Genomic DNA, 25,445 nt, shown 5'->3' on the forward strand with positions numbered 1-25,445 from the left:
ACTGGTGGGAGGACAGGTGACCGAACCGGCACCGCGCCGGGTCGACCCCGACGTCGACCTGCACGTACCCGCCGACCGGGGCGAGCTGCCCGCGCACCCGGCGGCGGTGCTCGGTGCCATCGCGGCCGGCGGGGTGCTCGGCGCGCTGGCCCGGGCCGGCGTCCAGACCGCCCTGCCGCACCCCCCGGGCGGGTTCCCGTGGGCCACCTTCGCCGTCAACGTCACCGGCTGCCTGCTCATCGGGGTGCTGATGGCCGTGATCGGCCGGCGTCGCGTCGCCCCGTTGACCCGCCCGTTCCTCGGCGTCGGGATCCTCGGCGGCTTCACCACCTTCTCCGCGTACGTGGTGGACGTCCGGCTGGCCGTGGCGGCCGACGCGCCGGGCACCGCGCTGGCGTACCTGGCGGCCACCCTGCTGGGCGGGCTGCTGGCGGTCGCGGCCGGCGACAGCGTCGCCAACCGGCTGCTCGGCCGGGCGGGAGGCGGCCGGTGACGGTGCTGCTGATCGCGCTGGGGGCGGCGCTGGGCGCCCCGCTGCGCTACCTGACCGACCGGGCCGTGCAGGCCCGGCACGACTCGGTCCTGCCCTGGGGCACGCTCACCGTCAACGTCGCCGGCTCGCTGCTGCTCGGGGCGCTCGTCGGCGTGCCAGCCGGACCGGCCGTCACCGCCGTGCTGGGCACCGGTTTCTGCGGCGCGCTGACCACCTGGTCCACCTTCGGGTACGAGACGCTCCGGCTGACCCGCGACGGCAACCGGCTCGCCGCACTGGCCAACGTGCTGCTCAGCGTGGTCGCCGGGCTGGCCGCGGCGAGCCTCGGCTACGCGCTGGCGCGGGCCGCGACCGGCTGATCCGTCGACCGCCCGGAGGCGGCGCCCGACGAGCCCGGCACCCGATCCCGGTCGACGGGGCACCCGTGCCCGCTCGACGCCACGCCGGTGCGGAGCAGGTGGAGCGTGACGTGACGCGGGGTCGGGCTGTTGACCCAGTGATGCCCGCCAGGCAGCGGGAACGGCGACGAGACGGAGACGACGTTGTCATCGGACACACGCACCACCGCGGGAATCCTGCTGATCACCGTCGTCGCGGTCGCGTACGGCGGGCTGACCCTCCTCATCCACCTGGCCCGAAACAGGCCCGGCTACCTGGACAACCCGGTCCGGCGGGGGCTGTGGACGGCCGGCCACGCGCACGCCGGGGTGCTGGTCATTCTCGTCCTGGTCGCCCTGCCCTACCTCGACCAGGCCGAGGCGTCGGACGGGATGCGTACGCTGATCCGGACGCTGCTGGTCGCCGCGCCGATCCTCATGCCGCTGGGCTTCTTCCTCTCGGTCCCCCGCCCCACCGACACCCGGCCGAACAGGCTCATCTGGCTCACCGTCGCCGGTGGCGTGAGCCTGAGCCTCGGAGCCGTCCTGCTCGGTGTCGCCCTGCTCTGACCGGCCCCGAGTGCGGGGCGTCGCGCTGCTCGGACGGGCCGCCCGGCCCAGCCCGCGCCGGCCCAGCCCGCGCCGGCCCAACCCGCGCCGGCCCAACCCGCGCCGGCCCAGCCCGCGGCAGCTCAGCCCGCGGCGGCTCAGCCCGCGCCGACCGCCGCGACCGGGGCGAGGGCCACCACCGGCCCGACGACGAAGACCGCCGGCGGCCGGACGCCCTCCCGGGCGGCCACCTCGCCCACCTCGTCCAGCGTGGTCGGCAGCGACCGCTGCCCGGGGTGCCCGGCGTCCTGCACCATCAGCACCGGGGTGTCCGCCGCGCGGCCCCCGGCCATCAGCGTCTCGGCGATCCGGCCGATGGTGTCGACCGCCATCAGCAGCACCAGCGTCCCCCGGGAGCGGCCCAGCGCCGCCCACTCCACCAGCGACCCGGGATGCTCCGGAGGCAGGTGCCCGGAGACCACGGTGACGTCGTGCGCGACACCCCGGTGGGTGACCGGCACGCCGGCCAGGGCGGGCGCGGCGACCGCGCTGCTCACCCCGGGGACCAGCACCGTCTCAACCCCGGCGGCGGCGCAGGCCTGGACCTCCTCGTGGCCGCGACCGAAGACGTACGGGTCGCCGCCCTTGAGCCGGACCACCCGCTTCCCGGCGCGGGCGTGGTCGACCAGGGCGTCGTTGATGGTGTCCTGACCGACCGACGGGCCCCGGGGCACCTTTGCCGCGTCGACCACCAGCACGCCCGGGCGCAGCCCGGCGAGCAGGCCCTGCGGGGCGAGCCGGTCGGCGACCACCACGTCGGCGGCGTCGAGCATCGCCCTGCCGCGCACGGTGATCAGGTCGTCGGGGCCGGGGCCGCCACCCACGATGGCCACCTGCCCCGGGCGCAACGCGGGCTCGTGATGATGGTGATGGTGGTGGTGGCCGCCGACCGGGTCGTCGGGGTGGTCGTGCGGGGTCTGCGGCCGCCCCACCTTGTCGGCGAAGCCGGGCATCAGCACCCGGTACGCGCAGGTGTCGCAGTTCATCCGGATGTCCCCGCGCAGCGCCTCCGCGTGCCGCTCGAGGACCAGGTCGGCGAGGGCGTCGCAGTCGCCGATCAGGTCGGCCACCCGGACGTCCAGGTCGGGGTGGGCGGCGGCGAAGTCCCCGGACTGGGCGACGATCCGGTCCGGCAGGATCCCGGCGAAGAGGAAGTACGGCGCGACCACGATCCGCCGGGCGCCGAGGCGGCGCAGCCGGTCCAGCACCGCCGGCACGGACGGCTCGGCGAGCGAGATGAAGCCCGGTTCGACGCCGGCGTAGCCCCGGCCCTCCCAGAGCAGCCGGGCCACCTTGGCGACCTCGGCGTTGGCGTCCGGGTCGGTGGAGCCCCGGCCGATCAGCGCCACCCAGGTGCCGGCCCGGTCGTCGCCGGCCAGGGCCGCATCGATCCGCTCCTGAAGCGCGGCGTGCAGCAGCGGGTGCGGGCCGAGCGGGCGGCCGTAGCGGTAAGTCAGGCCGGGGTGGCGCTCCTGCTCGCGGGCCATCGCGGCCGGGATGTCGCCCTTGCCGTGCCCAGCGGCGGCCAGCACCAGGGGCAGCGCCACCAGGTTCCGGTGGCCGCGCGCGACGAGCGCGCCGACCGCGTCGGTGAGCGGCGGGCGGGACAGCTCGATGAAGCCGCCCTCGACGTCGCCGGCCGTGCCGGTCGCGCGGCGGCGGACCCGGTCGACGAGCGCGGCGAACTGGTCGACCCCGGCGGCGCTGCGGGTGCCGTGGCCGACGATGACCAGCGCGGTCATGATTCCTCCAGGTAGAGCAGGGCGTTCAGGGCTGCGGCGGCGACCGCCGAGCCGCCCTTCTCGCCGACGTTGGACACGGCGGGCAGGCCGCTGGCCCGCAGCGCCGCCTTGGACTCGGCGGCGCCGACGAAGCCGACCGGCAGCCCGACCACCAGGGCCGGCGCCGCGTCCAGGGTGATCAGTTCGACCAGCGCGGTCGGCGCGCAGCCGACCACCCAGACCGCGCCCGGTCCGACCCGGCCCAGGGCGATCCGGACGGCCGCGGCGGAGCGGGTCAGTCCGGCCTCGTGGGCGAGCGCGACGGCGGCCGGCTCGGCGACCGGGCAGACGATCTCCCGGCCGGCGCGGGTGATGCCGGCGGCGACCATCCACACGTCGGTGACGATCGGCGCGCCGGCGCGCAGCGCCGCCAGCCCCCGTTGCAGCGCCGGCTCGTCGCAGACCAGGTCGGTGACGTAGGCCAGGTCGGCGCTGGCGTGCACCACCCGCTCGGTGACCGCGCGGGTCAGCGGCGGCAGGTGGCCCAGGTCGACCCGACCGCGCAGGATCCGGTAGGACTCCTCCTCGATCGGGTGCACCACCCGGGTCATTGGGCCACCCCCGGTTCGCGACTGCGGGGCTCGCAGGACCGCGCTCACGACGCCACCTGCCCGTACCGGCGGTCGTGGCCGAGCAGCTTCCACAGCGCCACCGCGCCGACCCAGGCGGCCACGAAGATCCCCACCACCGCGTAGCCGAGCTGCTCGAAGTGGTCGGCGATCGAGGCGTACCCGGACAGTGCGGTCACCCCGAACCGGTCGACCAGCAGGCCGGCCAGGTAGACGCTGGCGACGAGCCCGCCGACCAGCACGGTCATCCCGGTGGTGGCCAGGTTGTACCAGAGCCGCCGGGCCGGGACCCGGTACGCCCACGAGTAGGCGCGGGTCATCAGCAGGCTGTCCGCGGTGTCCATGGCGGACATCCCGGCGGCGAAGAGCAGCGGCAGGGTGAGCAGGGCCAGCACCGGCAGGCCACCGGCGGCGGCGGTGCTGGCCGACAGGGACAGCAGGGTGACCTCGCTGGCGGTCTCCAGGCCCAGGCCGAAGAGGAAGCCGACCGGGGCCATGTGCCAGGAGGAGCGGACCAGGGAGCGGGCCCGCGAGCCGAGGATCCGGTTCATCAGCCCCCGGTTGAGCAGCAGCAGTTCCAGTTCGGACGCGTCCAGCGCGCCGGCGCGCAGCCGCTGCCAGAGCCGGGCCAGGCCGACCAGCACCACCGCGTTGAGGACCGCCACCAGCAGCAGGAAGGCGGTGGCGGTGGCCGCGGCGATCACGGCCCCGACCTCGCGGACGCCGGCCAGGCCCTGCTCGGTCATGCTGGCCGAGGCGAGCCCGATCACCAGGGCCAGCAGCAGCACCACCGCGCTGTGCCCGAGGGCGAAGAAGAACCCGACGCCCACCGGACGCCGGCCGCGCAGCAGCATCAGCCGGGTGGTGTCGTCGATGGCCGCGATGTGATCGGCGTCGAAGGCGTGCCGCATCCCCAGCACGTACGCCAGGGTGCCCGCGCCGGCCAGCCCGCCGGCGGCGGCGGGCTGGTCGCCGAAGTACAGGTAGAGGCTCCAGCCGGCGACGTGCAGGGCGGCCACGGCGGCCACGACGCCGCCGAGACGTACCCGCTCGGCTCGGCTCCACCGCCCGTCGGGCACGGCAGCGGTCGAGTTCGAAGTCATCGCTCTCCTCCGGATTCAAGGTGGTCGGCGGGCGGTGCCGCGCCGGTACCGGTGACGCGGATGGCGTCGACCGGGCAGATCTCCAGGCACTCCAGGCAGCCGGTGCACGCCTCGGCGCGGACGGCCAGCCCGCCGGGGACGGGCCGGATCGCGTGCGTGGGGCAGGTGAGCAGGCAGGCGCCGCAGCCCTGGCAGGCGTCGATGGTCACGGGCGCGGCGGCGGTCATCCGCGCCACCGGTAGCCGCGCGGGGTGACCATGCGGCCGGCGACCATCCGGGTCTGCGAGCTGCCGACCACCACCACGCTGTACATGTCGACCACCGTCGGGTCGAGGGTGGCCAGGGTGGCCAGGTGCACCCGCTCGTCGGGGCGGCTGGCGTTGCGCACCACGCCGACCGGGGTGTCCGGCGGCCGGTGCGCGGCGAAGGTGGTCAGCGCGGCGCCGAGCTGCCAGTCCCGGGCCCGGCTGCGCGGGTTGTAGAGCAGCGCCACCAGGTCGCCCTCGGCGGCGGCGGCGACCCGCCGGGCGATCACTTCCCACGGGGTGTGCAGGTCCGACAGGCTCAGGTAGACGTGGTCGTGCCCGAGCGGCGCGCCGAGCAGCGCGGACGCGGCCAGCCCGGCGGTCACCCCGGGCACCCCGACCACGTCGATCCGCTCGTCGGCGTGGTCCAGCGCCGGGCTGGCCATCGCGTACACCCCGGCGTCGCCGGAGCCGATCAGCGCGACGGCGTGCCCGGCGGTGGCCTCGGTGACCGCCGCGCGGGCCCGTTCCTCCTCCGCGCCGAGCCCGCTGGCGAGCACCCGGGTGCCCGGCCGCAGCAGGTCACGGACCTGGTCGACGTACTGGTCGAGGCCGACGACCACGGCGGCGCGGCGCAGCTCGGCGACCGCCCGCGGGGTGCGCAGGTCGGCCGCGCCGGGACCCAGCCCGACCACGGCCAGCCGGCCGCGCGGGGCGTGCCGGGCGACCGCGACGGTGGCCATCGCCGAGGCGGTCTTCGGCACCAGCAGGGTGCCGCCGCCGTACAGGGCCGCGGCCTCCGCGACGCTCGGGGTGCCGACCGCGGCCCGGACCACCTCGCTGGGGTGTGGCACGTCGACCGCGGCGAGCTGCGCCGCGGTCCGGGTCGTCAGGGGTACGCCGAGGGCGCGGGCGGTGTCCACGATGCCCGCCTCGTCGGCCTTCAGGTCGACGCTCGCCAGGCAGCGCAGGCTCGCCGCGCTCAGCCCCGCGTAGGCGAGCGCCCGGTGCAGCAGCCCGGCCACCTCGGCGGCCGGTACGCCTCGGCTCGAGCCGACCCCGGCGACCAGGGACGGTGGTCGCAGCACGGCGGTCCGGTCGTCGACCGGCACCACCCGGTCGGTTACCAGCAGCCGCCAGCCCCGGTCGGCGCTGCCCTCCCCAGCGGCACCGGCTGACTCCGGCTCGGGGCGGACGTTCTCCGGCAGGGCCGGCAGCGGCCAGGTGGCGTCGGCGACCAGCCGGACCGGCTCGCCGTCGAGGATCGCCCGGGAGACCGCCGCCACCGCCCCCTCGACCGGCCAGCCGAGGGTGTCCAGTCCGGGCAGGTCGACCGCGTCGGTGGCGGTGGTGACCACGGGCCGGGCGTCGAGCAGCGCGCCGACCTCGGCGGCGAGGGCGTTGGCGCCCCCGGCGTGCCCGCCGAGCAGCGCGACCGCGTGCCGGGCGGCCTCGTCCACCACTACCACGGCCGGGTCGGTCCGCTTGTCGTCGAGCAGCGGGGCGAGGATCCGGACCACCGCCCCGGTGGCCAGGAACGCGACGACAGCGTCGCACTCCGCCCAGGCGGTGCGCAGCGCGTCGGCGACGCCGGGTCCCTCGACGAGGCGGGCGTGCGGCCAGCCGGCGGCGAGGGTACGGGCGTGCCGCCGGCCGGCGGCGGTGGCCGCGACCAGTCCGATCCGGGGTGGGTAGGCGGGGTGTACGGACGTCACGGGCGCTCCCCGGTGAGGATGACGACAGGGTTGGTGGCGGCGAGCCGGATCGACCCGCCGGGCAGGTCGGCGAGGCGGGCGGCGGCGAGTTGGCTGCCCTCGACCGTGTAGCCGGCGTCCCGGAGCAGGTGCACCGCGGGCGCGACCCGGTCCAGGGCGGCGAGGGTGACGACCACCCGGGCGGGGCGGCGGGCCGCCACGGCGGCGAGCACGTCGGTGCCGCCGCCGCCGACGAAGGCGGCGTCCGGGTCGGGCAGCCCGCGCAGCGCGTCGGGGGCGGCGCCGGTGACGACCCGTACGTCGACGGCGTGCCGCGCGGCGTTGGCGGCGATCGGGGCGTCCGGGTCGCGCTCGACGGCGATCACCGCGGCGCCGAGCAGGGCGCACTCGATGCCGACGGACCCGCTGCCCGCGCCGACGTCCCAGACCAGCCGACCCAGCCGGGGGCGGAGCCGGGCGACCGCGAGCGCGCGGACCTCCGCCTTGGTGATCATCGAGTCCCGGTGGGCGTACGCGGACTCGGGCAGCGCCCAGCCGCCGGCGGGCGCGGCGGCGGGCTGGTCGTCGGCGCGCATCCCGCCGACCGCCGGGCGGCCGCCCGAGGCGGTGGCCCCGGCCGGGACGCCGGCCGGCGGCGCGACGGTCGGGGCCACGTCGGGGGCGAGGCTGAGCAGCACGTGCGGGTCGGCCCAGGCCCGACCGGCGGCCTGCTCCGGGGTGGTCCAGGTGACCCGCTCGGCGGTGGTGCCCAACTGCTCGGCCACCACCAGCCGGCGGGACCAGCCGGCCAGCCCGGCGCCGATCTCGGCCGCCCCGGCGCCGGGCGCGGTGAGCACCGCGACCAGGGGCAGCGCCCGGCAGGCGTTGAGCGCGGGGCCGGGGTCCCGTCCGTGCGCGGTGACCACGGCCGCGCCGTCCCAGTCCAGCCCGGCCCGGGCGAACGCGGCGGCGACGCTGGAGACCGCCGGCAGCACCCGGGGCGCCAGCCCGGCCGCGCGCAGCCGGCGGACGATCCCGAACAGGCCGGGGTCACCGCTGGCCAGTACGACGACCGGTGCCCCGGCGGCCACGGCGGCGGCGATCCGCTCCAGCGCGGGGGCGAGCGGCCCGAGCACCACGGTGGCCGCCCCGGCCGGCACGGGCACGCCGGCCAGGTGCCGGGCCGCGCCGACGACCAGCCGGCCGGCGGCCAGCGCGGTCCCCGCCTCCGGGCCGGGCGGCCGGCCGGCCGTGTCCATCCCCAGCACGGTCAGCGGCGCGGCGGCGGGCGCGGTCGGGACCGCCCCGGCGGTGGGCGGCGGCGGCGCGGTCATGCCGTCCACCGGCCCGAGGAGGCGACGACCCGGGCGCCGGCGAAGTCCACCATGGCCACGTCCACGTCGACCGCCGCACCGGCGAAGCGGTGCAGCACCTGGCGGACCCGCTGGCAGAGCAGGTCACCGGCGGGGCCGAGCAGCCCGGCGGCCTCCCACAGCTCGTACGCGTGCCGCCCGGTGTTCGCCGCCGCGACCGCCGCGACCAGGTCGGCGTCGCCGCCGGCCTCGGCGGTGACCGCGCCGAGCAGCGAGAGGTCCACCCTGGACCGGGTGTAGTGGGTCATCAGGATGCCGGCGGCGAGCTTGGCCAGCTTGCCGGCCATCCCGACGAAGACCACCCCGGTCATCCCGTCGCCGACCGCGGCGGTGACCGCCGCCCCGGTGAAGTCGCCGACCTCGACGAAGCAGACCTCGGGCAGCTCGGGCAGGAGCGCCCGGGCGGCCCGCTCGGTACGCCCACCCGTGCAGAGCACCACGGTCCGCTCCCCCTGCGCGGCCATCACGTGCACCGCCTGCACCACGCTGGCCCGCCAGGAGGCGGTGGAGAACGGCCGGACGATCCCGGTGGTGCCGAGGATGGAGATGCCGCCGAGGATGCCGAGCCGCCGATTGGTGGTCTTGCGGGCCATGAGCTCGCCGCGCGGCACGCTGATCACCACCCGGACGCCGACCTCGGTCAGGTCGACCACCTCGGCGACGGCCTGGCCGATCATCCGGCGGGGGGTCTCGTTGATCGCCGGCCCGCCGACGGCCAGGCCGAGCCCCGGCCTGGTGACCGTGCCGACGCCGGGCCCGCCGTCGAGCCGCAGCCCGGGTGGGTCCCGCCAGTCCACGGTGGCGGTCAGCTCCGCGCCGTGGGTGACGTCCGGGTCGTCGCCGGCGTCCTTGACCACCACCGCCTCGGCCCGCCGCGCGGGATCCAGGTCGCAGCGGGCCACCGCGAAGGTGACCCGCCGACCGGCCGGCAGCCCGATCTCCACCTCGTGCTGCGGCACGCCGGTGACCAGCGCGGTCACCGCCGCCTTGGCCGCCGCCGTCGCGCACGCGCCGGTGGTCCAGCCGGTACGCAGCGCGGTGGGCCGGACCTTCGCGGTACGCGGCAGGTCCGGCTCGCGCAGCGGCGGCTCGGCGTACGTCATCGCGGGCCGTCCCCCGATCCGGTAGCGCGGGCGCGGCGCAGTTCGGCGCGGGCGGTCGGCTCGGCCCTGCGGAAGGTGTGGAAGTGCCCGGGGTGGTACAGGTGCGAGCGGGTGCCGGTGGCGGCGAGCGCCGGACCGACCAGGAAGAGGGTGTGCTTCCAGAGCCGGTGCTCCTTGACGGTGGCCTCCAGCTCGCCGAGCGTGCAGCGGACCACCAGCTCGTCCGGCCAGGTCGCCTGGTACGCCACCACCACCGGGGTGTCCGCCGGGTAGCCGCCGGCGAGCAGCTCGGCCTGCGCCTGCCCGGAGCGGGCGGCGGAGAGGAAGAGCGCCATGGTGGTGCCGTGCCGGGCGAAGTCGCGGACCCGCTCCCCCGCCGGCATCGGCGTCTTGCCGCCCTCGAGCCGGGTGAGGATCACCGACTGGGCCACCTCGGGGATGGTCAGCTCCCGGCCGACGATCGCCGCCACGGCGGTGAACGAGGAGACCCCGGGCACGATCTCCACCGCCAGGTCGAGCCCCCGGCACAGGTCGAGCTGTTCCTGCACCGCGCCCCAGAGCGCCGGGTCGCCGGAGTGGATCCGGGCCACGGTCAGCCCCTCGGCAGCGGCCCGCCGGTAGAGCGGCAGCACCCCCTCGATGGGCAGCTGCGACGAGTCGACGATCTCCGCATCGGGGCGGGCGTGGGCGAGCACGTCGGCGTGCACCAGGCTGGCCGCCCAGATCACCACGCCGGCCTCGGCGATCACCCGGGCGGCGCGCAGGGTGAGCAGGTCGGCCGCGCCCGGCCCGGCCCCGACGAACCACACTTTTCCGGTCACAGCTTTCCTCCCCGCCGGTCCCGGCGGGCCGGGACCAGCAGCGTCGACAGGTACGGCAGGTCATCGTCGGCGGCGTCCACCGGCCCGACCCGCTCGCCGGGCAGGCCGAGCGCGCGGCCGAGCACGGCGTCGCCGAGCCGGCCCTGCCGGCGCAGCTCACCGACCAGCTCCGGGTGCCGCCGCCAGCCCTTGTAGGCGACGACCGTGCCCGGCCCGGCGAGCGCGTCGGCGAAGAGCGCCAGGCCGGCGGTGGCCGGGAGCAGGGTCAGCGGCTCGCGCCCCTCGCAGAGCGGGACGCCGCTGCGGGCCGACAGCTCCTGCATGGCGGTGACGCCGGGCACCGTGCGGACCTCGACCTGCGGGCGCGCCGCGCGGACGCCGTGGGCGAGGTAGCCGAAGGTGGAGTAGACGTTCGGGTCGCCGATGGTGGCGAACGCGACCGCCCGGGCGCCGCCGTCGACCGCCTCGACCACCGCGTGGGCGGCGGCGTCCCAGGCCCGCTCACGGCGGGCGGTCACCCCGCCCCGGTCGTCGAGGGCGAACGGCAGCCGGCGCAGCCGGTCCGCCGCCACGTGCGCGAGCACCGTGGACTCGGCCCGGCCCGGGGGCGCGTCGCCGGCCGCGGCGAACCGGTCCATCACGGGTACGAAGACCACGTCGGCCTCGCCCAGCACCCGGACCGCCTTCAGGGTGAGCAGCTCCGGGTCGCCCGGCCCGACGCCGACCCCGGTGAGGACGGCGCTCACCGGCTCGCCGCCTCGACCAGCCGGCGGGCGGCCCACGGTTGGCCGGCCCAGTGGGTGTGCAGGTAGGAGGCGTGCACCCGGTCGTCGACGAAGCCGTGCTCGGCGCCGTCGAAGCGCCAGGCCGGCCGGTCACCGTGCCCCGGGTCGGTCGCGGTGCGGTGGAACTCGTGTCCACGTACCAGCTGGCCGGCGGGGTGCGCCGGGCTGTCGGTGACGGCGACCGCGTCGCGGTAGCCGAGGGTGAGCCGCCCGGTCATCGCGGCGGTGTGGTCGAGCCGCCCGCACATCGGCACCCCGTCGAGGGAGCGGCCCAGGTAGAGCAGGCCGGCGCACTCGGCCACGATCGGGCCGTCGAAGCCGGCCAGTTCGGCGCGGAGCGCGGTGTTCCCGGCGAGCGCGTCGGCGTGCACCTCGGGGAAGCCGCCGCCGATCACCACGGCCCGGGTGCCGGCGGGCAGGGCCGGGTCACGCAGCGGGTCGACGGTCAGCACGTCCGCGCCGGCCGCGGCGAGCAGCTCGGCGGTCTCGGCGTACGAGAAGGTGAAGGCCGGACCACCGGCGACCGCGACGACCGGACGGTTCCCCCCGGCGGGCCCACCGACGGCGGCCACCGGATCCCACGCCGGGGCGGTCAGCGGCGGCGCGGTGCCGGCCAGCTCGAGCACGGCATCCAGGTCCACGGTGGACTCGACCAGCTCGGCGAGCGCGGCGACGACGGCGAGGGACTCCGGCGCCCGCTCGGCGACCGGCACCAGCCCGAGGTGCCGCGACGGCGCGGCGACCTCGGCGGCGCGGGTGACCGCCCCGAGCACCGGCACGCCCACCTCGGCGAGCGCATCGCGCAGCAGCCGTTCGTGCCGGGGCGAGCCGACCCGGTTGAGGATCACCCCGCCGATCCGCACCCCCGCGTCGAAGGCGCGCATGCCGAGCACCAGCGCGGCGGCCGAGCGGCCCTGCGCGGTGGTGTCGAGCACCAGCAGCACGGGCGCGGCGATCAGCCGGGCGACGTGCGCGGTGGAGGCGTACGCCCCGCGGCCGACCGCGCCGTCGTGCAGCCCCATCACCCCCTCGACGACGGCGACGTCGGCGGGGGTGGGGACGCTGGCGCCGTGCCGCAGCAGCGGCGCGATCCGGTCCTCGCCGACCAGCCACGGGTCGAGGTTGCGGCCGGGCCGGCCGGCGGCGAGGGCGTGGTAGCCGGGGTCGATGTAGTCGGGGCCGACCTTGTGCGGGCTGACGGTCAGCCCGCGGCGGCGCAGCGCGGCGAGCAGCCCGGTGGCCACGGTGGTCTTCCCGTGCCCGCTGGCCGGGGCGGCCACCACCAGCCGGGGCAGCGCCCACGCCTCGCCGGGGGCGGACTCCGGCGGGGTGGGACGCGCGGCCGGCGCGGTGCGGCCGTCGGGGCGGCGCGGGTCGTGGCGACGGCCGGGGGTCACCATTCGATCCCCCGCTGGCCCTTCTGGCCGGCGTCCATCGGGTGCTTCACCTTGGTCAGCTCGGCGACCAGATCGGCGGCCTCGACCAGCCGGGGGTCGGCGTCCCGGCCGGTGATCACCACGTGCTGGAAGCCCGGCCGGTCGGCCAGGGTGGCGACGACCTCGTCGGTGTCCACCCAGCCCCACTTCATCGGGTAGGTGAACTCGTCGAGGACGTAGAGGCCGTAGCGCTGCGCGGCCAGGTCGCGCTGGATCTGCCGCCAGCCCTCCAGAGCGTCGGCGGCGTGGTCGGCCTCGCCGCCGCGCTGGATCCAGGACCAGCCCTCGCCCATCTTGTGCCAGGCCACCGGGGCGCCCTGCCCGGTGCGCTCGTGCACCTCGCCGAGGGCGCGGAAGGCGTTCTCCTCGCCCACCCGCCACTTGGCGCTCTTGACGAACTGGAACACCCCGACCGGCAGCCCGGCGGTCCACGCGCGCAGGGCCAGCCCGAACGCCGCCGTCGACTTCCCCTTCATCTGCCCGGTGTGGACGATGGTCAGCGGCCGGTGCCGCCGCTGCCGGGTGGTCAATCCGTCGGCGGGTACCTGCGAAGGCTTTCCCTGCGGCATCAGGCGGCGCTCCTGTCCTTAGGTGGCGAGGTGGACGAGCGGGTCGGTGGTGACCCGGTCGAGGGGGTGGTGGTCGGCGCGCAGCTGCCCGGCCAGCCGGCGGGCCAGGCCGAGGCGGACCGGCCCCGACTCGCAGTCGACGACGACGCAGGGTGCGCCGGTGCCGTGCAGCACGGCCGCGGCGCGGGCGGCCCGGTCCAGCGGGCGGTGGCCGGCGGTGGCCCGGCCGTCGGTGACGACCAGCACCAGCGGGCGGCGGCGCGGGTCGCGCAGCCGCTCCACCCGGAGCAGGTCGGCGGCGGCGAGCAGCCCCTCGGCGAGCGGGGTGCGCCCGCCGGTGGGCAGCTCGGCCAGCCGGGTGGAGGCGGCCAGGACGGAGGAGGTGGCCGGCAGCAGGGTCCGCGCGCCGGCACCCCGGAAGGCGATCACGGCCACCTTGTCCCGACGCTGGTAGGCGTCGGTGAGGAGGGCGAGCACCGCCCCCTTGACCGCGGACATCCGGCTCCGGGCGCCCATCGACCCACTCGCGTCGACCAGGAAGAGCACCAGGTTGCCCTCGCGCCCCTCGCGGACCGCCTCGCGCAGGTCGTCGCGGCGCAGCCGGACCGGCCCGTCGACCCGGCCCCGGCCTGCCTGCCGGGGCGCGGCGGCCCGCAGCGTCGCCGGCAGGTGCAGCGCGCCGGGCCGCCCGGAGGGGATCCGGGAGCCGGTGGTCCCGCCCCGCCCGGTCCGCGCCCGGGACCGCCGCCCGGGCACGCCCTCGCCGACGCCGGGCGCGGTGAGCAGTCGGGCCTTCAACCCACCTCGGGGTACGGCCACCGGCTGCCCGCCGGTCGTCCGGTCCCCGGTCGGGTCGCCCGGGCGGCCGGGCCGCCCGTCGGGCCTGCCATCAGGCCTGCCATCGGGCCTGCCATCGGGCCTGCCATCGGGCCTGCTGTCGGGCCTGCTGTCGGGCCTGCTGTCGGGCCTGCTGTCGGGCCTGCTGTCGGGCCTGCTGTCGCGGCCCGCGCCGGAGCGGTCGCCGGCCCGGTCCGGCCAGCCGCCGACGCCGCCGGCCGACCAGGCGTCGGGGGTGCCGTCCGACCCGCTCTCGCCGGACGAGCCACCGTTGCCGCTGCCGTCCCGCCCGGCCCGACCGTCGGCCGGAGCGGCTTCCGGTCCGGTGTGTGCCCGGGACGTTCCCGGGGACCCGGCCCCGCCGGACCGCTCGGGTCCACCGGGGCGCTGGTCGGCCTCCGCCCCGCCGGCGGGGTCACCGCCACCGGGGCCGCCGGCCGGCCCACCGCCGCCCGGCCCGCCGCCGGGCGGGTCGTCGTCCGGCGGGTCCTCGTCGGGGTGCGCCTCCTGGGCCCGGTGCAGCGCCTCGTCCAGGACCTTCTCGTCCAGCCCCGGGGTGTCGAAGGGGTCGCGGCGGCGCCGGTGCGGCAGGGCGAGCCGGGCGGCCACCCGGACGTCGGCGGCGGTGACCCGGTCCCGACCCTCCCAGGCGGCGTGCGCCACCGCGGTGCGGGCGGTGACGATGTCGGCGCGCATGCCGTCCACGTCGAACGCGGCGCAGACCTCGGCGATCTGCCGCAGCGCGGCGTCGGGCAGCCGTACCCCGTCGACACGGCGGCGGGCGGTGGCGACCCGGCGGGCCACCTCGGCGTCGGCGTCGGCCCAGCGGGCGGCGAAGCCGGCCGGGTCGGCGTCGGCGGCCAGTCGGCGGCGGACCACCTCGACCCGGACGGCCGGGTCGCGGCTGGCGGCCACCTCGACGGTGAGCCCGAACCGGTCCAGCAGCTGCGGACGCAGCTCCCCCTCCTCCGGGTTCATCGTGCCGACCAGCAGGAACCGGGCGGCGTGGCTGACCGAGACGCCCTCCCGCTCGACGTGGCAGCGGCCCATCGCGGCGGCGTCCAGGAGCAGGTCGACCAGGTGGTCGTGGAGCAGGTTGACCTCGTCGACGTAGAGCAGGCCGCGGTGGGCGGCGGCGAGCAGCCCGGGCTCGTAGGCGCGGACCCCCGCACCGAGGGCCTGCTCGAGGTCCAGCGAGCCGACCACCCGGTCCTCGGCGGCGCCGACCGGCAGCTCGACCAGGCGGGCCGGGCGGGTCTCGGCCGGCGGGCCCGCCGGGTGCGGGCCGTCCGGGCAGGCCGGGTCGGGCGCGGCGGGGTCGCAGGCGAACCGGCAGCCGGCCACCCGGTCGACCGGGGGCAGCAGGCCGGCGAGGGCCCGCACGGCGGTGGACTTGGCGGTGCCCTTCTCGCCCCGCACGAGCACCCCGCCGATCGCCGGGCTGACCGCGTTGAGCAGCAGGGCGAGCCGCATGTCGTCCATGCCGAGCACCGCGGAGAAGGGATAACTGGTCACTGCACGTCCTCCAGGTCACCCTCGCTGGCCAGGTACGTCTCGCGGAGCCGGTCCAGGGTGGCCGGCTCGGGCGCCGCCCAGAGCCCGCGGTCGGCGGCCTCCAGCAGGCGTTCGGTGATGCCGCGCAGCGCCCACGGGTTGGCGCGCTCCAGGAACTCCCGGGTCTCCGGGTCGAAGAGGTACGCCTCGGCGAGGTGCTCGTACATCCAGTCGTCGACGACGCCGGCGGTGGCGTCGTAGCCGAAGAGGTAGTCCACGGTCGCGGCCAGCTCGAAGGCGCCCTTGTAGCCGTGCCGCCGCATCGCGGCGATCCAGCGCGGGTTGACCACCCGGGCCCGGAACACCCGCCGGGTCTCCTCGCCGAGGGTGCGGGTCCGCACGTCGTGCGGCATCGCCGAGTCCCCCACGTACGCGGCGGGGGCCGTGCCGGTGAGGTGGCGGACCATCGCCACCATCCCGCCGTGGTACTGGAAATAGTCGTCGGAGTCGACGATGTCGTGCTCGCGGGTGTCCTGGTTCTTGGCGGCCACCGCGATCCGGGCGAAGGACCGTTCCATGTCGACGCGCGCCTCCCGCCCGTCCAGGCCCCGGCCGTACGCGTAGCCGCCCCAGACGGCGTACACCTCGGCGAGGTCGGCGTCGGTGCGCCAGTTCCGGGCGTCGATGAGCGGCAGCAGCCCCGCCCCGTACGCCCCGGGCTTGGAGCCGAAGATCCGGGCGGTGGCCCGGCGTTCGTCGCCGTGCTCGGCGACGTCGGCGTCCACATGGGCCCGGACGTAGTTGTCGTCGGCGGGCTCGTCGAGGGCGGCGACCTGCCGTACCGCGTCGTCGATGAGGGCGACGACGTGCGGGAAGGCGTCCCGGAAGAAGCCGGAGATGCGGACGGTGACGTCGACCCGGGGGCGGCCCAGCTCGGCCAGCGGCACCACCTCGACGCCGGTGACCCGGCGGGACCGGTCGTCCCAGACCGGACGGCAGCCGATCAGCGCGAGCACCTCGGCGATGTCGTCGCCCTGGGTGCGCATGGCGCTGGTGCCCCAGACGGTCAGCCCGACCGACCGTGGATATTCCCCGGTGTCGGCGAGGTGCCGGGCGAGCAGCGAGTCCGCGAGGGCCACCCCGACGTCCCAGGCGTTGCGGCTGGGGATCGCCTTCGGGTCGACGGAGTAGAAGTTCCGGCCGGTGGGGAGCACGTTGACCAGTCCCCGGGTGGGCGAGCCGGACGGCCCGGGCGGCACGAAGCGGCCGTCGAGCGCGCCGAGCACCCGGTCGATCTCGTCGGTGGTCCGGTCGAGGCGGGGCACCACCTCGCGGGCGGCGAAGCGCAGCACCTCGACGGCGTCCGGGATCGGCCGGCCGGCCACCTCCGCGACGACGGAGTCGACCGTGGACTCGTCCCAGCCGAGGGTCTCCATGCCGACGACCAACCGCCGGGCGAGGGCCTCGATCAGGTCGACCGCGTCGGCGGCCGTGGCCGCCGGCCCGTCCACCACCTCGGTCAGCGTCTCCGGCACGGCGACCCGCTCGCCGGGCGTGGCGAGCAGCTCCTGCTCGTCGAGGCCGACGCTGGCGGCGAGCGCCTGGCGCAGGCCGGGCAGCGCGCGGGCGCCGCCCCAGACCTGCGGGGCGCGCAGCACGGCGAGGACGAGGTTGACCCGGGCCTCGCCGGTGGGCGCCTCGGCGAGGATGTGCAGGCCGTCGCGGATCTGCACGTCCTTGACCTCGCAGAGGTACCCGTCGAGGTGCAGCACGAACTCGTCGAAGTCCTCGGCCGCGGGCATGTCGTCGGTGTGCAGGTCGTGGTGGAGTTCGGCGGCCCGGACGAGCTGCCAGATCTGCGCCTGCACGGTGGGCGCCTTGGCCGGATCGAGCGCCTGCACGGTGGCGTACTCGTCAAGCAGCTGTTCGAGTTTCGCCAGGTCGCCGTAGGTTTCGGCGCGGGCCATCGGCGGCACCAGGTGGTCGACCACCACGGCGTGCGCGCGGCGCTTGGCCTGGGTGCCCTCGCCGGGGTCGTTGACGATGAACGGGTAGACCAGCGGCAGGTCGCCGAGGACGGCGTCGGGGGCGCAATCCGCGGCCAACCCGAGGCCCTTGCCGGGCAGCCACTCCAGGGTGCCGTGCTTGCCGAGGTGGACCACGGCGTCCGCGCCGAAGCCGCCGTCGGCGACCGGCGCGGCCAGCCAGCGGTACGCGGCCAGGTAGTGGTGGCTGGGCGGCAGGTCGGGGTCGTGGTAGATGGCGACCGGGTTCTCCCCGAAACCGCGCGGCGGCTGGATCAGCAGGGTGACGTTGCCGAAGCGCAGTCCGGCCAGCACGACGTCCCCGCCGTCGGTGTAGAGCGCGCCGGGCGGCTGGCCCCAGTGCTCGGTCATCCGCTCCCGCAGCGGCGCGGGCACCTGGGCGAACCAGCGCCGGTAGGTCTCCCCCGGCACCCGGGCCTCGGCGGCGGCGAGCTGTTCCACGGTGAGCCACTCGATGTCGTGCCCGCCGGCGGCGATCAGCGCGTGGATCAGCGCGTCGCCGTCGGTCGGGAGCGGGCCGTCGCCGAGGTACCACCCGGCGTCGGCGAGGGCGGCGAACAGGCGGACCGCCGAGGCGGGGGTGTCCAGCCCGACGGCGTTGCCGACCCGGGAGTGCCTGGTCGGGTACGAGCTGAGCACGACCGCGAGCCGCTTCTCGGCGTTCGGCACGTGCCGCAGCCGGGCCTGACGGACCGCGATCGAGGCGACCCGGGCGGCCCGCTCCGGGTCGGGCTCGTAGACCGAGAGCCCGTCGGCGTCGATCCGCTTGAACGAGAACGGCACGGTGACGATCCGGCCGTCGAACTCGGGGATGGCCACCTGCATCGCCGCGTCCAGCGGGGACAGTCCGGCGTCGCTGCCGGCCCACTGGGCCCGGGTGCTGGTCAGGCAGAGCGCCTGGACGATCGGCACGTCCAGGGCGGCGAGCGCGCCGACGTCCCAGGCGTCCTCGTCGCCCCCGCCGGAGGCGTCGGCGGCCACGGTGCCGCCGGCGGCGAGCATGGTGACGACGAGGACGTCGCAGCGGGCGAAGAGGTCGAGCGGCCCGGTGCCGGGGGCGAGCCCCCGCAGCGACCCGCAGAAGATCGGCAGCGGGTGCCCGCCGGCGGCGGTGACCGCGTCGGCCAGGGTCTCGACGAAGGCGGTGTTCCCGGCCAGCGCGTGCGCCCGGTACAAGACGATGCCCACGGTGGGCCGCCCGTCGACCCCCGGTCGGTCGCCGAGGACGCCGTACGGCGGGGTGGGCGCGGGCGGAGCGAAGCCCTCGCCGGTGAGCAGCACCGTGTCGGAGAGGAACCGGGCCAGCTCGGTGAGGTTCGCCGGTCCCCCCTCGGCCAGGTAGCGCAGCGCCTCGGTGACCACCCCGGAGGCGACCGTGGACGCCGCCATCAGCTCGGCGTCCGGCGCCGCCTCGCCGCCGAGGACCACCGTCGGCACCCCGGAGGCGAGCACCGCGGCCAGGCCCTCCGGCCAGGCCTGCCGGCCACCGAGCAGCCGTACGACGGCCAGGTCCACCCCGTCGAGCAGCGCCGGCACGGCGGCCACGCCGACCCGCGCCGGGTTGGCCAGCCGGTAGTCGGCGGCGCTGGCCCGTGCGGCGAGGAGGTCGGTGTCGGCGGTGGAGAGCAGCAGGATGCGCACGGATGACTCCGGAGAGTAACGCCCATGTCGCCACGGATGGCGGTCGCGGGCGGAGCGGGAGCGGACGCGGTTCAGCGGGTGCGGCGAACCGCCGGGGTCACCGGCGCGGGGCCAGTGGGCGCGGGCGGCGCGGTGCGGAACTCAGCGGTGTACGGCGGGGCGGGCGGAGCCGGGCGCGAGGCCGTGCCGGCCGGGGGCGGCCGGCGAGTCGGATGCGGGGGTCGGCAGCTCGACGGCCGGCTCTCCGACAGCGACGACGAAGCCGCCGGCCATGGGCACGGCGGCACGGATGAGCACGGGAGCGCTACCGCGCTCGATGCGGATACGACGGATCTCGTCGACGGTGCAGACGCTGCGCGTCATCGGGTCCTCCTCGGGTGTCCACGCCCTGGGGTCATCCCGACGGCCGAAGTATCCTGGCTCCCGGATCGACGCTCACCCCCGGCCTTCCAACCGTGCACGCACGGCCGTGACTCACGAGGGGGGATCGCTCCCCGGTGACAGTGGCGGGACCGCGCCGGAATCGCACCGGCTTCCTTCACTGCCGTCAGGCCGCGAACTCTGCCACACGAAACGACGGCCGGTCAACGTCGCCCCCGGCCCGGTCGGAGATCCGCCTTCATCGACCAGTGACGATGCCCTTTCCCCTCCGGCCAGTTCGGACGGTGCCCGCCCGCCCTTCGCCGGAATCGCCCCGCAGGACGGGTCAAAGCCCTCCGCGCCCTCCGGGCCACCGCCGCCGAGCGGGGGCGGCGGCGCTGGTGGGGGCAGCCACGGAACGGCCGAGCGCCTACGCTTCGGCGGGGACGGAGAGCGTCCGCCGTCGCGGGGAGGGAGTCGACACCATCATCGATCCGACGTTTCGCCACCTCGCCGGTCGGGTGTGGCTGCTGCCCGGCGATCCCGACCCGCTCAACGTCCGGCCGAGCGTGGCGCTGATCACCGACGAGCGCGGCAGCGTGCTGGTCGACGCCGGGCAGAGCCCGGGGCACGCCCGCGAGATCCGGGCGGCGCTGACGGCCGCCGGGCTGCCCGAGCCACGCTGGCTGGTCTACACCCACCACCACTGGGACCACGTCTGGGGCGCGTGCGCCTGGCCGGGGGTGGAGATCGTCGGCCACGCCGCCGGGGAGCCGCTGCTGCGCGCCGAGGCAGCCCGCCCGTGGAGCCACCGATATCTGCGTGAGCTGGCCCGGACCAACCCCCGCCTGGGGCACAGCGTCCGGGCCCGGGCCCTGGCGATGGACTCCTGGGACGACTTCGCGGTGCTGCCGCCGACCCGCACCTTCACCGACGAGTTGGCGCTGCCCACCGGCGTCCGGCTCCGGCACGTCGGCGGCGCCCACGCCCCCGACTCCACCGTGGTGCTGGTGCCGGACTCCGGCGTCCTGCTGCTCGGCGACTGCTACTACCCACCGCCGGCGCACCTGCGCGAGCCCGACGACGGCCCCGACCTCGCGCTGGCCCGCCGCCTCCTCGACGACGACGTGCACTGGTACGTCTCCAGCCACGACGACCCGCTCACCCTCGCCGAGGCCCGCGCCGCCCTGTGAGCCGGTCAGCGGGCCCGGCGCTCCGGATGCGCGCGATTCCAGGCCCGCATCCGCTCCGGGTAGCCGGTCCTCGCCGCCTCGTAGAGCGGCACCGCGTACCGGTTGGCCAGCTTCGCCGCCACCTGCGGCGAGCCGGTGCGGCGGCGGATCCACTCGCCGTCGTGGGCGATCGCGGCGACGGTGGTGTCGGTGGCGGTGGTCTCCGGCTCCAGGTAGAACTCCACTCCCTGCCGGCTGGTCACGAACTCCTCCAGCGCGGCCAGGTCGTCCCGGTTGGCCTCCCGGTCGAGCTTCGTCGGGGTGCCCACGGCGGTCCGGGTACGTCGGCTGAACCAGCCCATCTGCCCGCTCCTCTCCTCGGCGTGCCTCCAGTGCACCACCCGTTCCTGGCAGCGGGCTGCGAGGCCGATGACAGCCGGCTGGGCGGCGCCGGTCAGCCGAGCGCGGTCAGCTCCCCGGCGGTCAGCCGCAGCGCGCCGGCCGCCACGTTCTGCGCCACGTGGTCCGGGTCGCCGGTGCCGGGGATGGCCAGCACGTGCGGCCCCTGGTGCAGGGTCCAGGCGAGGCGTACCTGCTGGGGGGTGGCGCCGTGCGCGGCGGCGACGGCGCGGACGGCCGCGCCGTGGTCGGTGTGGGCGCCGCCCTCCCGGTTCGCCCCCGCCAGGGCGAAGAAGGGTACGAACGCGACCCCCCGCGCGCCGCATTCGCGCAGCAGCGCGTCCTGGTCGCCCCGATTGTCGATGGCGTAGTTGTTCTGCACGCTGACCACCGGGGCGATGGCCTGTGCCTCGTCGAAGTGGTCGAGGCGGACGTTGGACAGGCCCAGGTGCCGGATCAGCCCCTCCCGGCGCAGCTCGGCGAGGGCGCCGAAGGACTCGGCGACCGAGTCCCGGCCCGGCCGCTTCACGATCCGCAGGTTCACCAGGTCGAGCTGGTCGCGGCCGAGCCGGCGCAGGTTCTCCTCCACCTGGGCGCGGAGCTGGGCCGGGCTGGCCGCGATGGTGAGCCCGGTCTCCGGGTCGTACGCGAAGCCGACCTTGGTGGCGATCACCAGGTCGTCCGGGTACGGGGCGAGCGCGGCGCGGATCAGTTCCGTGGCGTACCGGGCCGGGCCGGTCCCGACGTTGAGCGTGCCGCCCGGCGAGACGTAGAAGGCGGCGGTGTCGATGTGGTCGACACCGAGATCCACGGCCCGGCGTAGCACCCGGATCGCGCGGTCGGGGTCGGGGTGGGCGGTGATCCGCATGGAGCCGAAGCCCATCCGGCGTACGGTCCGGTCGCCCAGGGTCCAGCTGCCCGCGGCGGCCGCGGTGATCTCCTCGGTTGGCATCCGGCGACCGTAGCCAGCTGCGGCTCGCCGCGCAGTCGGCCGCGCGCCCGATACCGCAAACCGCCGGCCGGCGATATGTTCTATGTGCTGGAGCGGCCCGCCGGCGGGCGGGTCACCGGTACCAGCGCCAGCGTCGGGATCAGCAGCAGCGGCACCACCAGCAGCGCGGGCAGGATCCCGACCACATCGCCGAGTAGCCCCAGCAGCGGCGGCCCGGCCAGGAACGCCGTGTAGCCGATCGTCGCGACCACGCTCACCCGGGCCGGCGCCCGCTCCTCGTCGTCGGCGGCGGCGCTCATCCCGACCGGGAAGCCCAGCGACGCGCCGAGCCCCCAGAGCACCACCCCGACGATGGCCACCGGCCCGGAGCCGGCCAGCACCGCCAGGCCCGCGCCGGCGGCGGCGAGCAGGATGGTGGCGAGCAGCACCCGCACCCGGCCCCACCGGTCGATGGCGACGGTGCCCACGGTCCGCCCGATCGTCATGCCGGCGACGAAGACGCCGAAGACGGCGGCGCCGGCGGCCTCGCTGACCCCGTACCCGTCGACGAAGGCCACCGCCAGCCAGTCGTTGGCGCTGCCCTCGGTGAACGCCATGATCAGGACGAGCAGACCGACGAGCAGGGTGCGCGGCTCGCGCCAGGCGGTGAGCAGGCCGCCGCGCCGGGTCGCCGGGCCACCGTCGGCCGTCGTCCCGGTGGGCCGGGCGGGGAGGAACGCGCGGGCGCCGAGCACCGTGCCGCCGAGCACCACCGCGGCCAGCACCGCCAGGTGGGCGGCGACCGGCACGCCGAGCCGGGCGGCGCCGGCGCCGAGCCCGGCACCGGCCACCGAACCCAGGCTCCAGGCCGCGTGGAACCGGGGCATGATCGTCCGGCCGAGCCGCTTCTCGACCGCCGCGCCCTCGACGTTCATCGCCACGTCGCAGGTCCCGGAGCCGTAGCCGAGGGCGAACAGGCCGACCGCCACGCCGGGCAGCGAACCGGCCACGCCGGTGGCCACGCCCACGCCGGCGAGCCCGACCGCCACCAGCACCGTGGCGAGCACCACCGTGCGGGCCGCGCCGAGGCGCTGGGTGACCAGGCCCGCGGTGGTCAGCGCGAGGACCGCGCCGCCGGACATGGCCAGCAGCAGCAGCCCGAGCCGACCGGCGCTGAGGCCGAGGGCCTCCCGGACGGCGGGGACCCGGGAGAACCAGGACGCCACGGCGAGGCCGTTGAGGGCGAAGACCACCGCGACGCCGGTACGGGCGGCGAGCACCGTGCGGGGTACGGCGGTGCGCTCCTGGGTGACGGCTGAAGTCACGGGCTTCCTCTCATCGGCGACGTGCCCGACGATCGCACACCTGAGAGCGCTACCACCACAAGCTGGTTCCGCCCCTTACATTCAAGGCCCGAAAAAAGGCATTATCAGTGCGAGAGCGCTCCCATTGTCCGGAGGATCGCATGACCCCGCCGCACCGCCCGGCCACCCTTGAAGACGTCGCCCGGCTCGCCGGGGTGTCCCGCTCCACCGCCTCCCGGGTGGTCGCGGGCACCGGCTTCGCGTCACCCGCCGCCCGGGACCGGGTCCGGGCCGCGGTGGACCACCTCGGGTACGTGCCGAACTTCGCGGCCCGGGCGCTGGTGCGCGGGGCCGGCGTACGACTGGTCGTGGCGGTCTCCGGCGCGACGGCGGCCGTCCTGGACGACCCGTACGTCGACCGGGTCGTGGCCGCCGCCGCCCGGGTCTGCGCGGGGTATCCCGCCGGGGTGGCGCTGCACTGGCTGCCGCTCAGCAGGCCGGACGAGCTGCGGCGGATCGCCGACGACCGCGGGGTGGCCGGGGTGGTGCTGGTGAACACCACCGAGGCGCTGCTCGACGCGGTCCCCGACACGCTCCGGGGCCGGGCGGCCTCCATCGGCATCGGCTCCCGGACGGTGCCCTCCTTCGACGTGGACAACGCCGGCGGGGCCGACCAGGTGGTCCGCCACCTGTACGACACCGGACGCCGCCGGATCGCGATGGTGACCGGCCCGGACTGGCTGCCCTGCGCCGGCCGCTCCGTCGCCGCCTACCGGCGGATCATGGCCGACGCCGGGCTGCCGGTCCGGCTGGTGCCGGGTGACTTCACCGCGGAGCGGGGCCGGGCGGCGGCCCGCGAAGCGCTGAGCCGGTGGCCGGACACCGACGCGGTCTTCGCGGTCAGCGACCTGACCGCGCTGGGCGTGATCGCCGGCGTACGCGACACCGGGGCGGGGGTGCCCGGCGACGTCGCGGTGGCCGGCTTCGACGACATCCCGCACGCCGCCCTGAGCACCCCCGCGCTCACCACGGCGAGTCACCCGGTCGGCCGGATCGCCGCCGCCGCGGCCACCGCCGTGCTGCACGGCTCCCCCGTACCCCCGGTCACCGACTTCCCGTCCACGCTGGTGGCGCGGGCCAGCGCCTGAGCGGCACCGGCCGACCCGGTCAGATCGGGGGCAGCCCGAGCGCCTCGTCCACCCGGGCCAGCACCGCGGCGTCGTCGTCACCGCGTACGCCGCGGAGCAGGTCGATGGCGGTGGCCCGGATCTGCCCCACGATCATCACCAACGGCAGGGTCTGCGCCGGGGCGAAGAGCCGCCCGGCGATCCGGACCGCCTCCAGGGCGGCGGTGTCGGCGCGACCGGCAGCGGCGTCGCCGGCCTCCTCCGCGCCCTCCAGGTCGTTGGCGAGCGCCACCCCGGCGGCCCGGACCGCCTCGGCGAGGCAGCGCAGCGCCGCGCCGAGGTCCGGCGGCACGGGGGTGGGCAACCGGCTGAGGGTGACCCCGGCCCGGGCGAGCACCCGCACGTTGCGGACCGCATAGTCGAGCTGGCCGATCGAGGCGTCGACCGTGCGCAGCCGGCCGAGGTGCCGACGACGCCGGACGTTGAGCCGGACCGCCTCACCGGCCGCGAGGACGGCGCCGCGCAGCCGCTCCACTCCGGCGTCGAGCCGGCGGGCCTGCTCCAGCGCGGCCAGGACGGCCGCCTCGTCGTGCTCGTCGAGCGCGGTGGCGACCTCCTCGATCGTGTCGGCCAGCCCGTCGAAGGTCCGGCGGAACTCGGCGACCAGCGGGGCGAGCGGCCGCCGGACGTCGATCAACTGACTCGCCACCACCGCCACCCCACCGCCGATCAGCGCGTCGACGAACCGGAACGGCACCAGCGACTCGGTCGGCGGCGAGACCACCACCAGGTAGAGGGCGGAGACCGCGGCCTGCACCACGGACACGGTGCTCGCGCCGACCGCCACGGCGAGGGCGATGGTCAGCAGGATGACGGTGAAGACCGTCCAGGTGGACTGCGGCCCGAGGGCCTGGACCACCAGGTCGGCGACGAGGACACCGGCGGCCACGCCGAGGACCACCTCGACCGCCCGGCGGACCCGCTGCCCGCGGGCCTGGCCGAGGACGATCAGCGCGGCGGCCGGGGCGAAGAACGGCTGCGGGTGCCCGACCAGCCGGGCGGCCAGGAGCCAGGCGAGGGTCGCCGCGAGGGTCGTCTCCACCACCGGCAGCCAGCCCTGCCGCAGCCGGCCGGCGGACTCGGCGAACCAGCTCCACCGGACCATGCCGCCTCCTCC

Annotated in this window: 23 protein-coding genes and 1 riboswitch; of the genes, 5 read left to right on the forward strand and 18 right to left on the reverse strand. The window is 76.9% G+C overall.

Annotated elements, in window-relative coordinates; all coding sequences use genetic code 11:
• Nucleotides 1-4: 4 nt before the first annotated feature.
• The 3 genes from AC5RWQ_RS06195 (at nt 5) to AC5RWQ_RS06205 (ending at nt 1,440) form a co-directional block, all read left to right on the forward strand.
• Entirely contained in the window at nt 5-493 is a 489-nt protein-coding gene (locus tag AC5RWQ_RS06195) for a FluC/FEX family fluoride channel (protein WP_494281766.1), read from the forward strand.
• Nucleotides 490-852, forward strand: coding sequence for a fluoride efflux transporter CrcB (gene crcB, locus AC5RWQ_RS06200; RefSeq protein WP_334490359.1), 363 nt, complete (start codon nt 490-492; stop codon nt 850-852). Before AC5RWQ_RS06195 ends, crcB begins: the two co-directional genes overlap by 4 nt.
• A 183-nt stretch (nt 853-1,035) precedes the next feature.
• The gene (locus tag AC5RWQ_RS06205; RefSeq protein ID WP_334490360.1) at nt 1,036-1,440 is read left to right on the forward strand and encodes a hypothetical protein; all 405 of its coding nucleotides are present in this window, start codon (nt 1,036-1,038) and stop codon (nt 1,438-1,440) included.
• A 137-nt stretch (nt 1,441-1,577) separates the two neighbouring features.
• Here AC5RWQ_RS06205 and cobA read toward each other — a convergent pair whose 3' ends face one another.
• The 14 genes from cobA to AC5RWQ_RS06275 all read right to left on the reverse strand — a co-directional run bounded on the left by cobA (nt 1,578) and on the right by AC5RWQ_RS06275 (nt 19,338).
• Nucleotides 1,578-3,221 carry a uroporphyrinogen-III C-methyltransferase gene (gene cobA, locus AC5RWQ_RS06210; protein WP_494281767.1) on the reverse strand — a complete coding sequence of 548 codons (1,644 nt, stop codon included), beginning with the start codon at nt 3,219-3,221 and terminating at the stop codon, nt 1,578-1,580.
• Complete coding sequence (locus AC5RWQ_RS06215; protein ID WP_494281768.1) at nt 3,218-3,811, reverse strand: precorrin-8X methylmutase; 594 nt, start codon at nt 3,809-3,811, stop codon at nt 3,218-3,220. Before AC5RWQ_RS06215 ends, cobA begins: the two co-directional genes overlap by 4 nt.
• Nucleotides 3,812-3,855: 44 nt before the next feature.
• Nucleotides 3,856-4,932, reverse strand: coding sequence for a HoxN/HupN/NixA family nickel/cobalt transporter (locus AC5RWQ_RS06220; RefSeq protein WP_494281769.1), 1,077 nt, complete (start codon nt 4,930-4,932; stop codon nt 3,856-3,858).
• Entirely contained in the window at nt 4,929-5,159 is a 231-nt protein-coding gene (locus AC5RWQ_RS06225; RefSeq protein ID WP_494281770.1) for a ferredoxin family protein, read from the reverse strand. Before AC5RWQ_RS06225 ends, AC5RWQ_RS06220 begins: the two co-directional genes overlap by 4 nt.
• The gene (gene cobJ, locus AC5RWQ_RS06230) at nt 5,156-6,892 is read right to left on the reverse strand and encodes a precorrin-3B C(17)-methyltransferase (protein WP_494281771.1); all 1,737 of its coding nucleotides are present in this window, start codon (nt 6,890-6,892) and stop codon (nt 5,156-5,158) included. The genes AC5RWQ_RS06225 and cobJ overlap by 4 nt, the downstream gene beginning before the upstream one ends.
• Nucleotides 6,889-8,205, reverse strand: a complete 1,317-nt coding sequence (gene cbiE, locus AC5RWQ_RS06235; RefSeq protein ID WP_494281772.1) for a precorrin-6y C5,15-methyltransferase (decarboxylating) subunit CbiE — start codon at nt 8,203-8,205, stop codon at nt 6,889-6,891. Before cbiE ends, cobJ begins: the two co-directional genes overlap by 4 nt.
• Nucleotides 8,202-9,347, reverse strand: a complete 1,146-nt coding sequence (locus AC5RWQ_RS06240; protein ID WP_494281773.1) for a cobalt-precorrin-5B (C(1))-methyltransferase — start codon at nt 9,345-9,347, stop codon at nt 8,202-8,204. Before AC5RWQ_RS06240 ends, cbiE begins: the two co-directional genes overlap by 4 nt.
• The gene (gene cobM / locus AC5RWQ_RS06245; RefSeq protein WP_494281774.1) at nt 9,344-10,168 is read right to left on the reverse strand and encodes a precorrin-4 C(11)-methyltransferase; all 825 of its coding nucleotides are present in this window, start codon (nt 10,166-10,168) and stop codon (nt 9,344-9,346) included. The genes AC5RWQ_RS06240 and cobM overlap by 4 nt, the downstream gene beginning before the upstream one ends.
• Nucleotides 10,165-10,914, reverse strand: a complete 750-nt coding sequence (gene cobI, locus AC5RWQ_RS06250; protein ID WP_494281775.1) for a precorrin-2 C(20)-methyltransferase — start codon at nt 10,912-10,914, stop codon at nt 10,165-10,167. The genes cobM and cobI overlap by 4 nt, the downstream gene beginning before the upstream one ends.
• A complete protein-coding gene (locus AC5RWQ_RS06255; RefSeq protein ID WP_494282026.1) occupies nt 10,911-12,248 on the reverse strand; it encodes a cobyrinic acid a,c-diamide synthase CobB in 1,338 nt (445 codons plus the stop codon). The genes cobI and AC5RWQ_RS06255 overlap by 4 nt, the downstream gene beginning before the upstream one ends.
• A gap of 98 nt (nt 12,249-12,346) precedes the next feature.
• Entirely contained in the window at nt 12,347-12,958 is a 612-nt protein-coding gene (gene cobO / locus AC5RWQ_RS06260; protein WP_334494167.1) for a cob(I)yrinic acid a,c-diamide adenosyltransferase, read from the reverse strand.
• A gap of 18 nt (nt 12,959-12,976) precedes the next feature.
• A complete protein-coding gene (locus AC5RWQ_RS06265; RefSeq protein ID WP_494282027.1) occupies nt 12,977-15,277 on the reverse strand; it encodes a VWA domain-containing protein in 2,301 nt (766 codons plus the stop codon).
• Between the two features lie 29 nt (nt 15,278-15,306).
• Nucleotides 15,307-18,975, reverse strand: coding sequence for a cobaltochelatase subunit CobN (gene cobN / locus AC5RWQ_RS06270; RefSeq protein WP_494281776.1), 3,669 nt, complete (start codon nt 18,973-18,975; stop codon nt 15,307-15,309).
• A 141-nt stretch (nt 18,976-19,116) separates the two neighbouring features.
• The gene (locus AC5RWQ_RS06275) at nt 19,117-19,338 is read right to left on the reverse strand and encodes a hypothetical protein (RefSeq protein WP_494281777.1); all 222 of its coding nucleotides are present in this window, start codon (nt 19,336-19,338) and stop codon (nt 19,117-19,119) included.
• 46 nt (nt 19,339-19,384) lie between these two features.
• Nucleotides 19,385-19,514: riboswitch (cobalamin riboswitch) on the reverse strand.
• A 222-nt stretch (nt 19,515-19,736) separates the two neighbouring features.
• Between AC5RWQ_RS06275 and AC5RWQ_RS06280 the strand changes: the two genes are divergently transcribed.
• Nucleotides 19,737-20,528 (forward strand): MBL fold metallo-hydrolase, encoded by a 792-nt coding sequence (locus tag AC5RWQ_RS06280; RefSeq protein WP_494281778.1) that lies wholly within the window; start codon nt 19,737-19,739, stop codon nt 20,526-20,528.
• A 5-nt stretch (nt 20,529-20,533) separates the two neighbouring features.
• On the opposite strand, the gene AC5RWQ_RS06285 is transcribed toward AC5RWQ_RS06280, so the two are convergent.
• The 3 genes from AC5RWQ_RS06285 to AC5RWQ_RS06295 form a co-directional block, all read right to left on the reverse strand.
• Nucleotides 20,534-20,869 carry a hypothetical protein gene (locus tag AC5RWQ_RS06285; protein WP_494281779.1) on the reverse strand — a complete coding sequence of 112 codons (336 nt, stop codon included), beginning with the start codon at nt 20,867-20,869 and terminating at the stop codon, nt 20,534-20,536.
• Nucleotides 20,870-20,961: 92 nt separating this feature from the next.
• Nucleotides 20,962-21,858: an aldo/keto reductase gene (locus AC5RWQ_RS06290; RefSeq protein ID WP_494281780.1), complete on the reverse strand. Its 897-nt coding sequence runs from the start codon at nt 21,856-21,858 to the stop codon at nt 20,962-20,964.
• A gap of 80 nt (nt 21,859-21,938) precedes the next feature.
• The gene (locus tag AC5RWQ_RS06295) at nt 21,939-23,162 is read right to left on the reverse strand and encodes an MFS transporter (RefSeq protein ID WP_494281781.1); all 1,224 of its coding nucleotides are present in this window, start codon (nt 23,160-23,162) and stop codon (nt 21,939-21,941) included.
• Between the two features lie 140 nt (nt 23,163-23,302).
• Between AC5RWQ_RS06295 and AC5RWQ_RS06300 the strand changes: the two genes are divergently transcribed.
• Nucleotides 23,303-24,289, forward strand: coding sequence for a LacI family DNA-binding transcriptional regulator (locus AC5RWQ_RS06300; RefSeq protein WP_494281782.1), 987 nt, complete (start codon nt 23,303-23,305; stop codon nt 24,287-24,289).
• A 19-nt stretch (nt 24,290-24,308) separates the two neighbouring features.
• Here the strand turns inward: AC5RWQ_RS06300 and AC5RWQ_RS06305 are convergent, their stop codons facing one another.
• Entirely contained in the window at nt 24,309-25,433 is a 1,125-nt protein-coding gene (locus tag AC5RWQ_RS06305; protein ID WP_494281783.1) for an FUSC family protein, read from the reverse strand.
• Nucleotides 25,434-25,445 lie beyond the last annotated feature (12 nt).

It is taken from the genome of Micromonospora sp. BS32, from assembly GCF_059089345.1.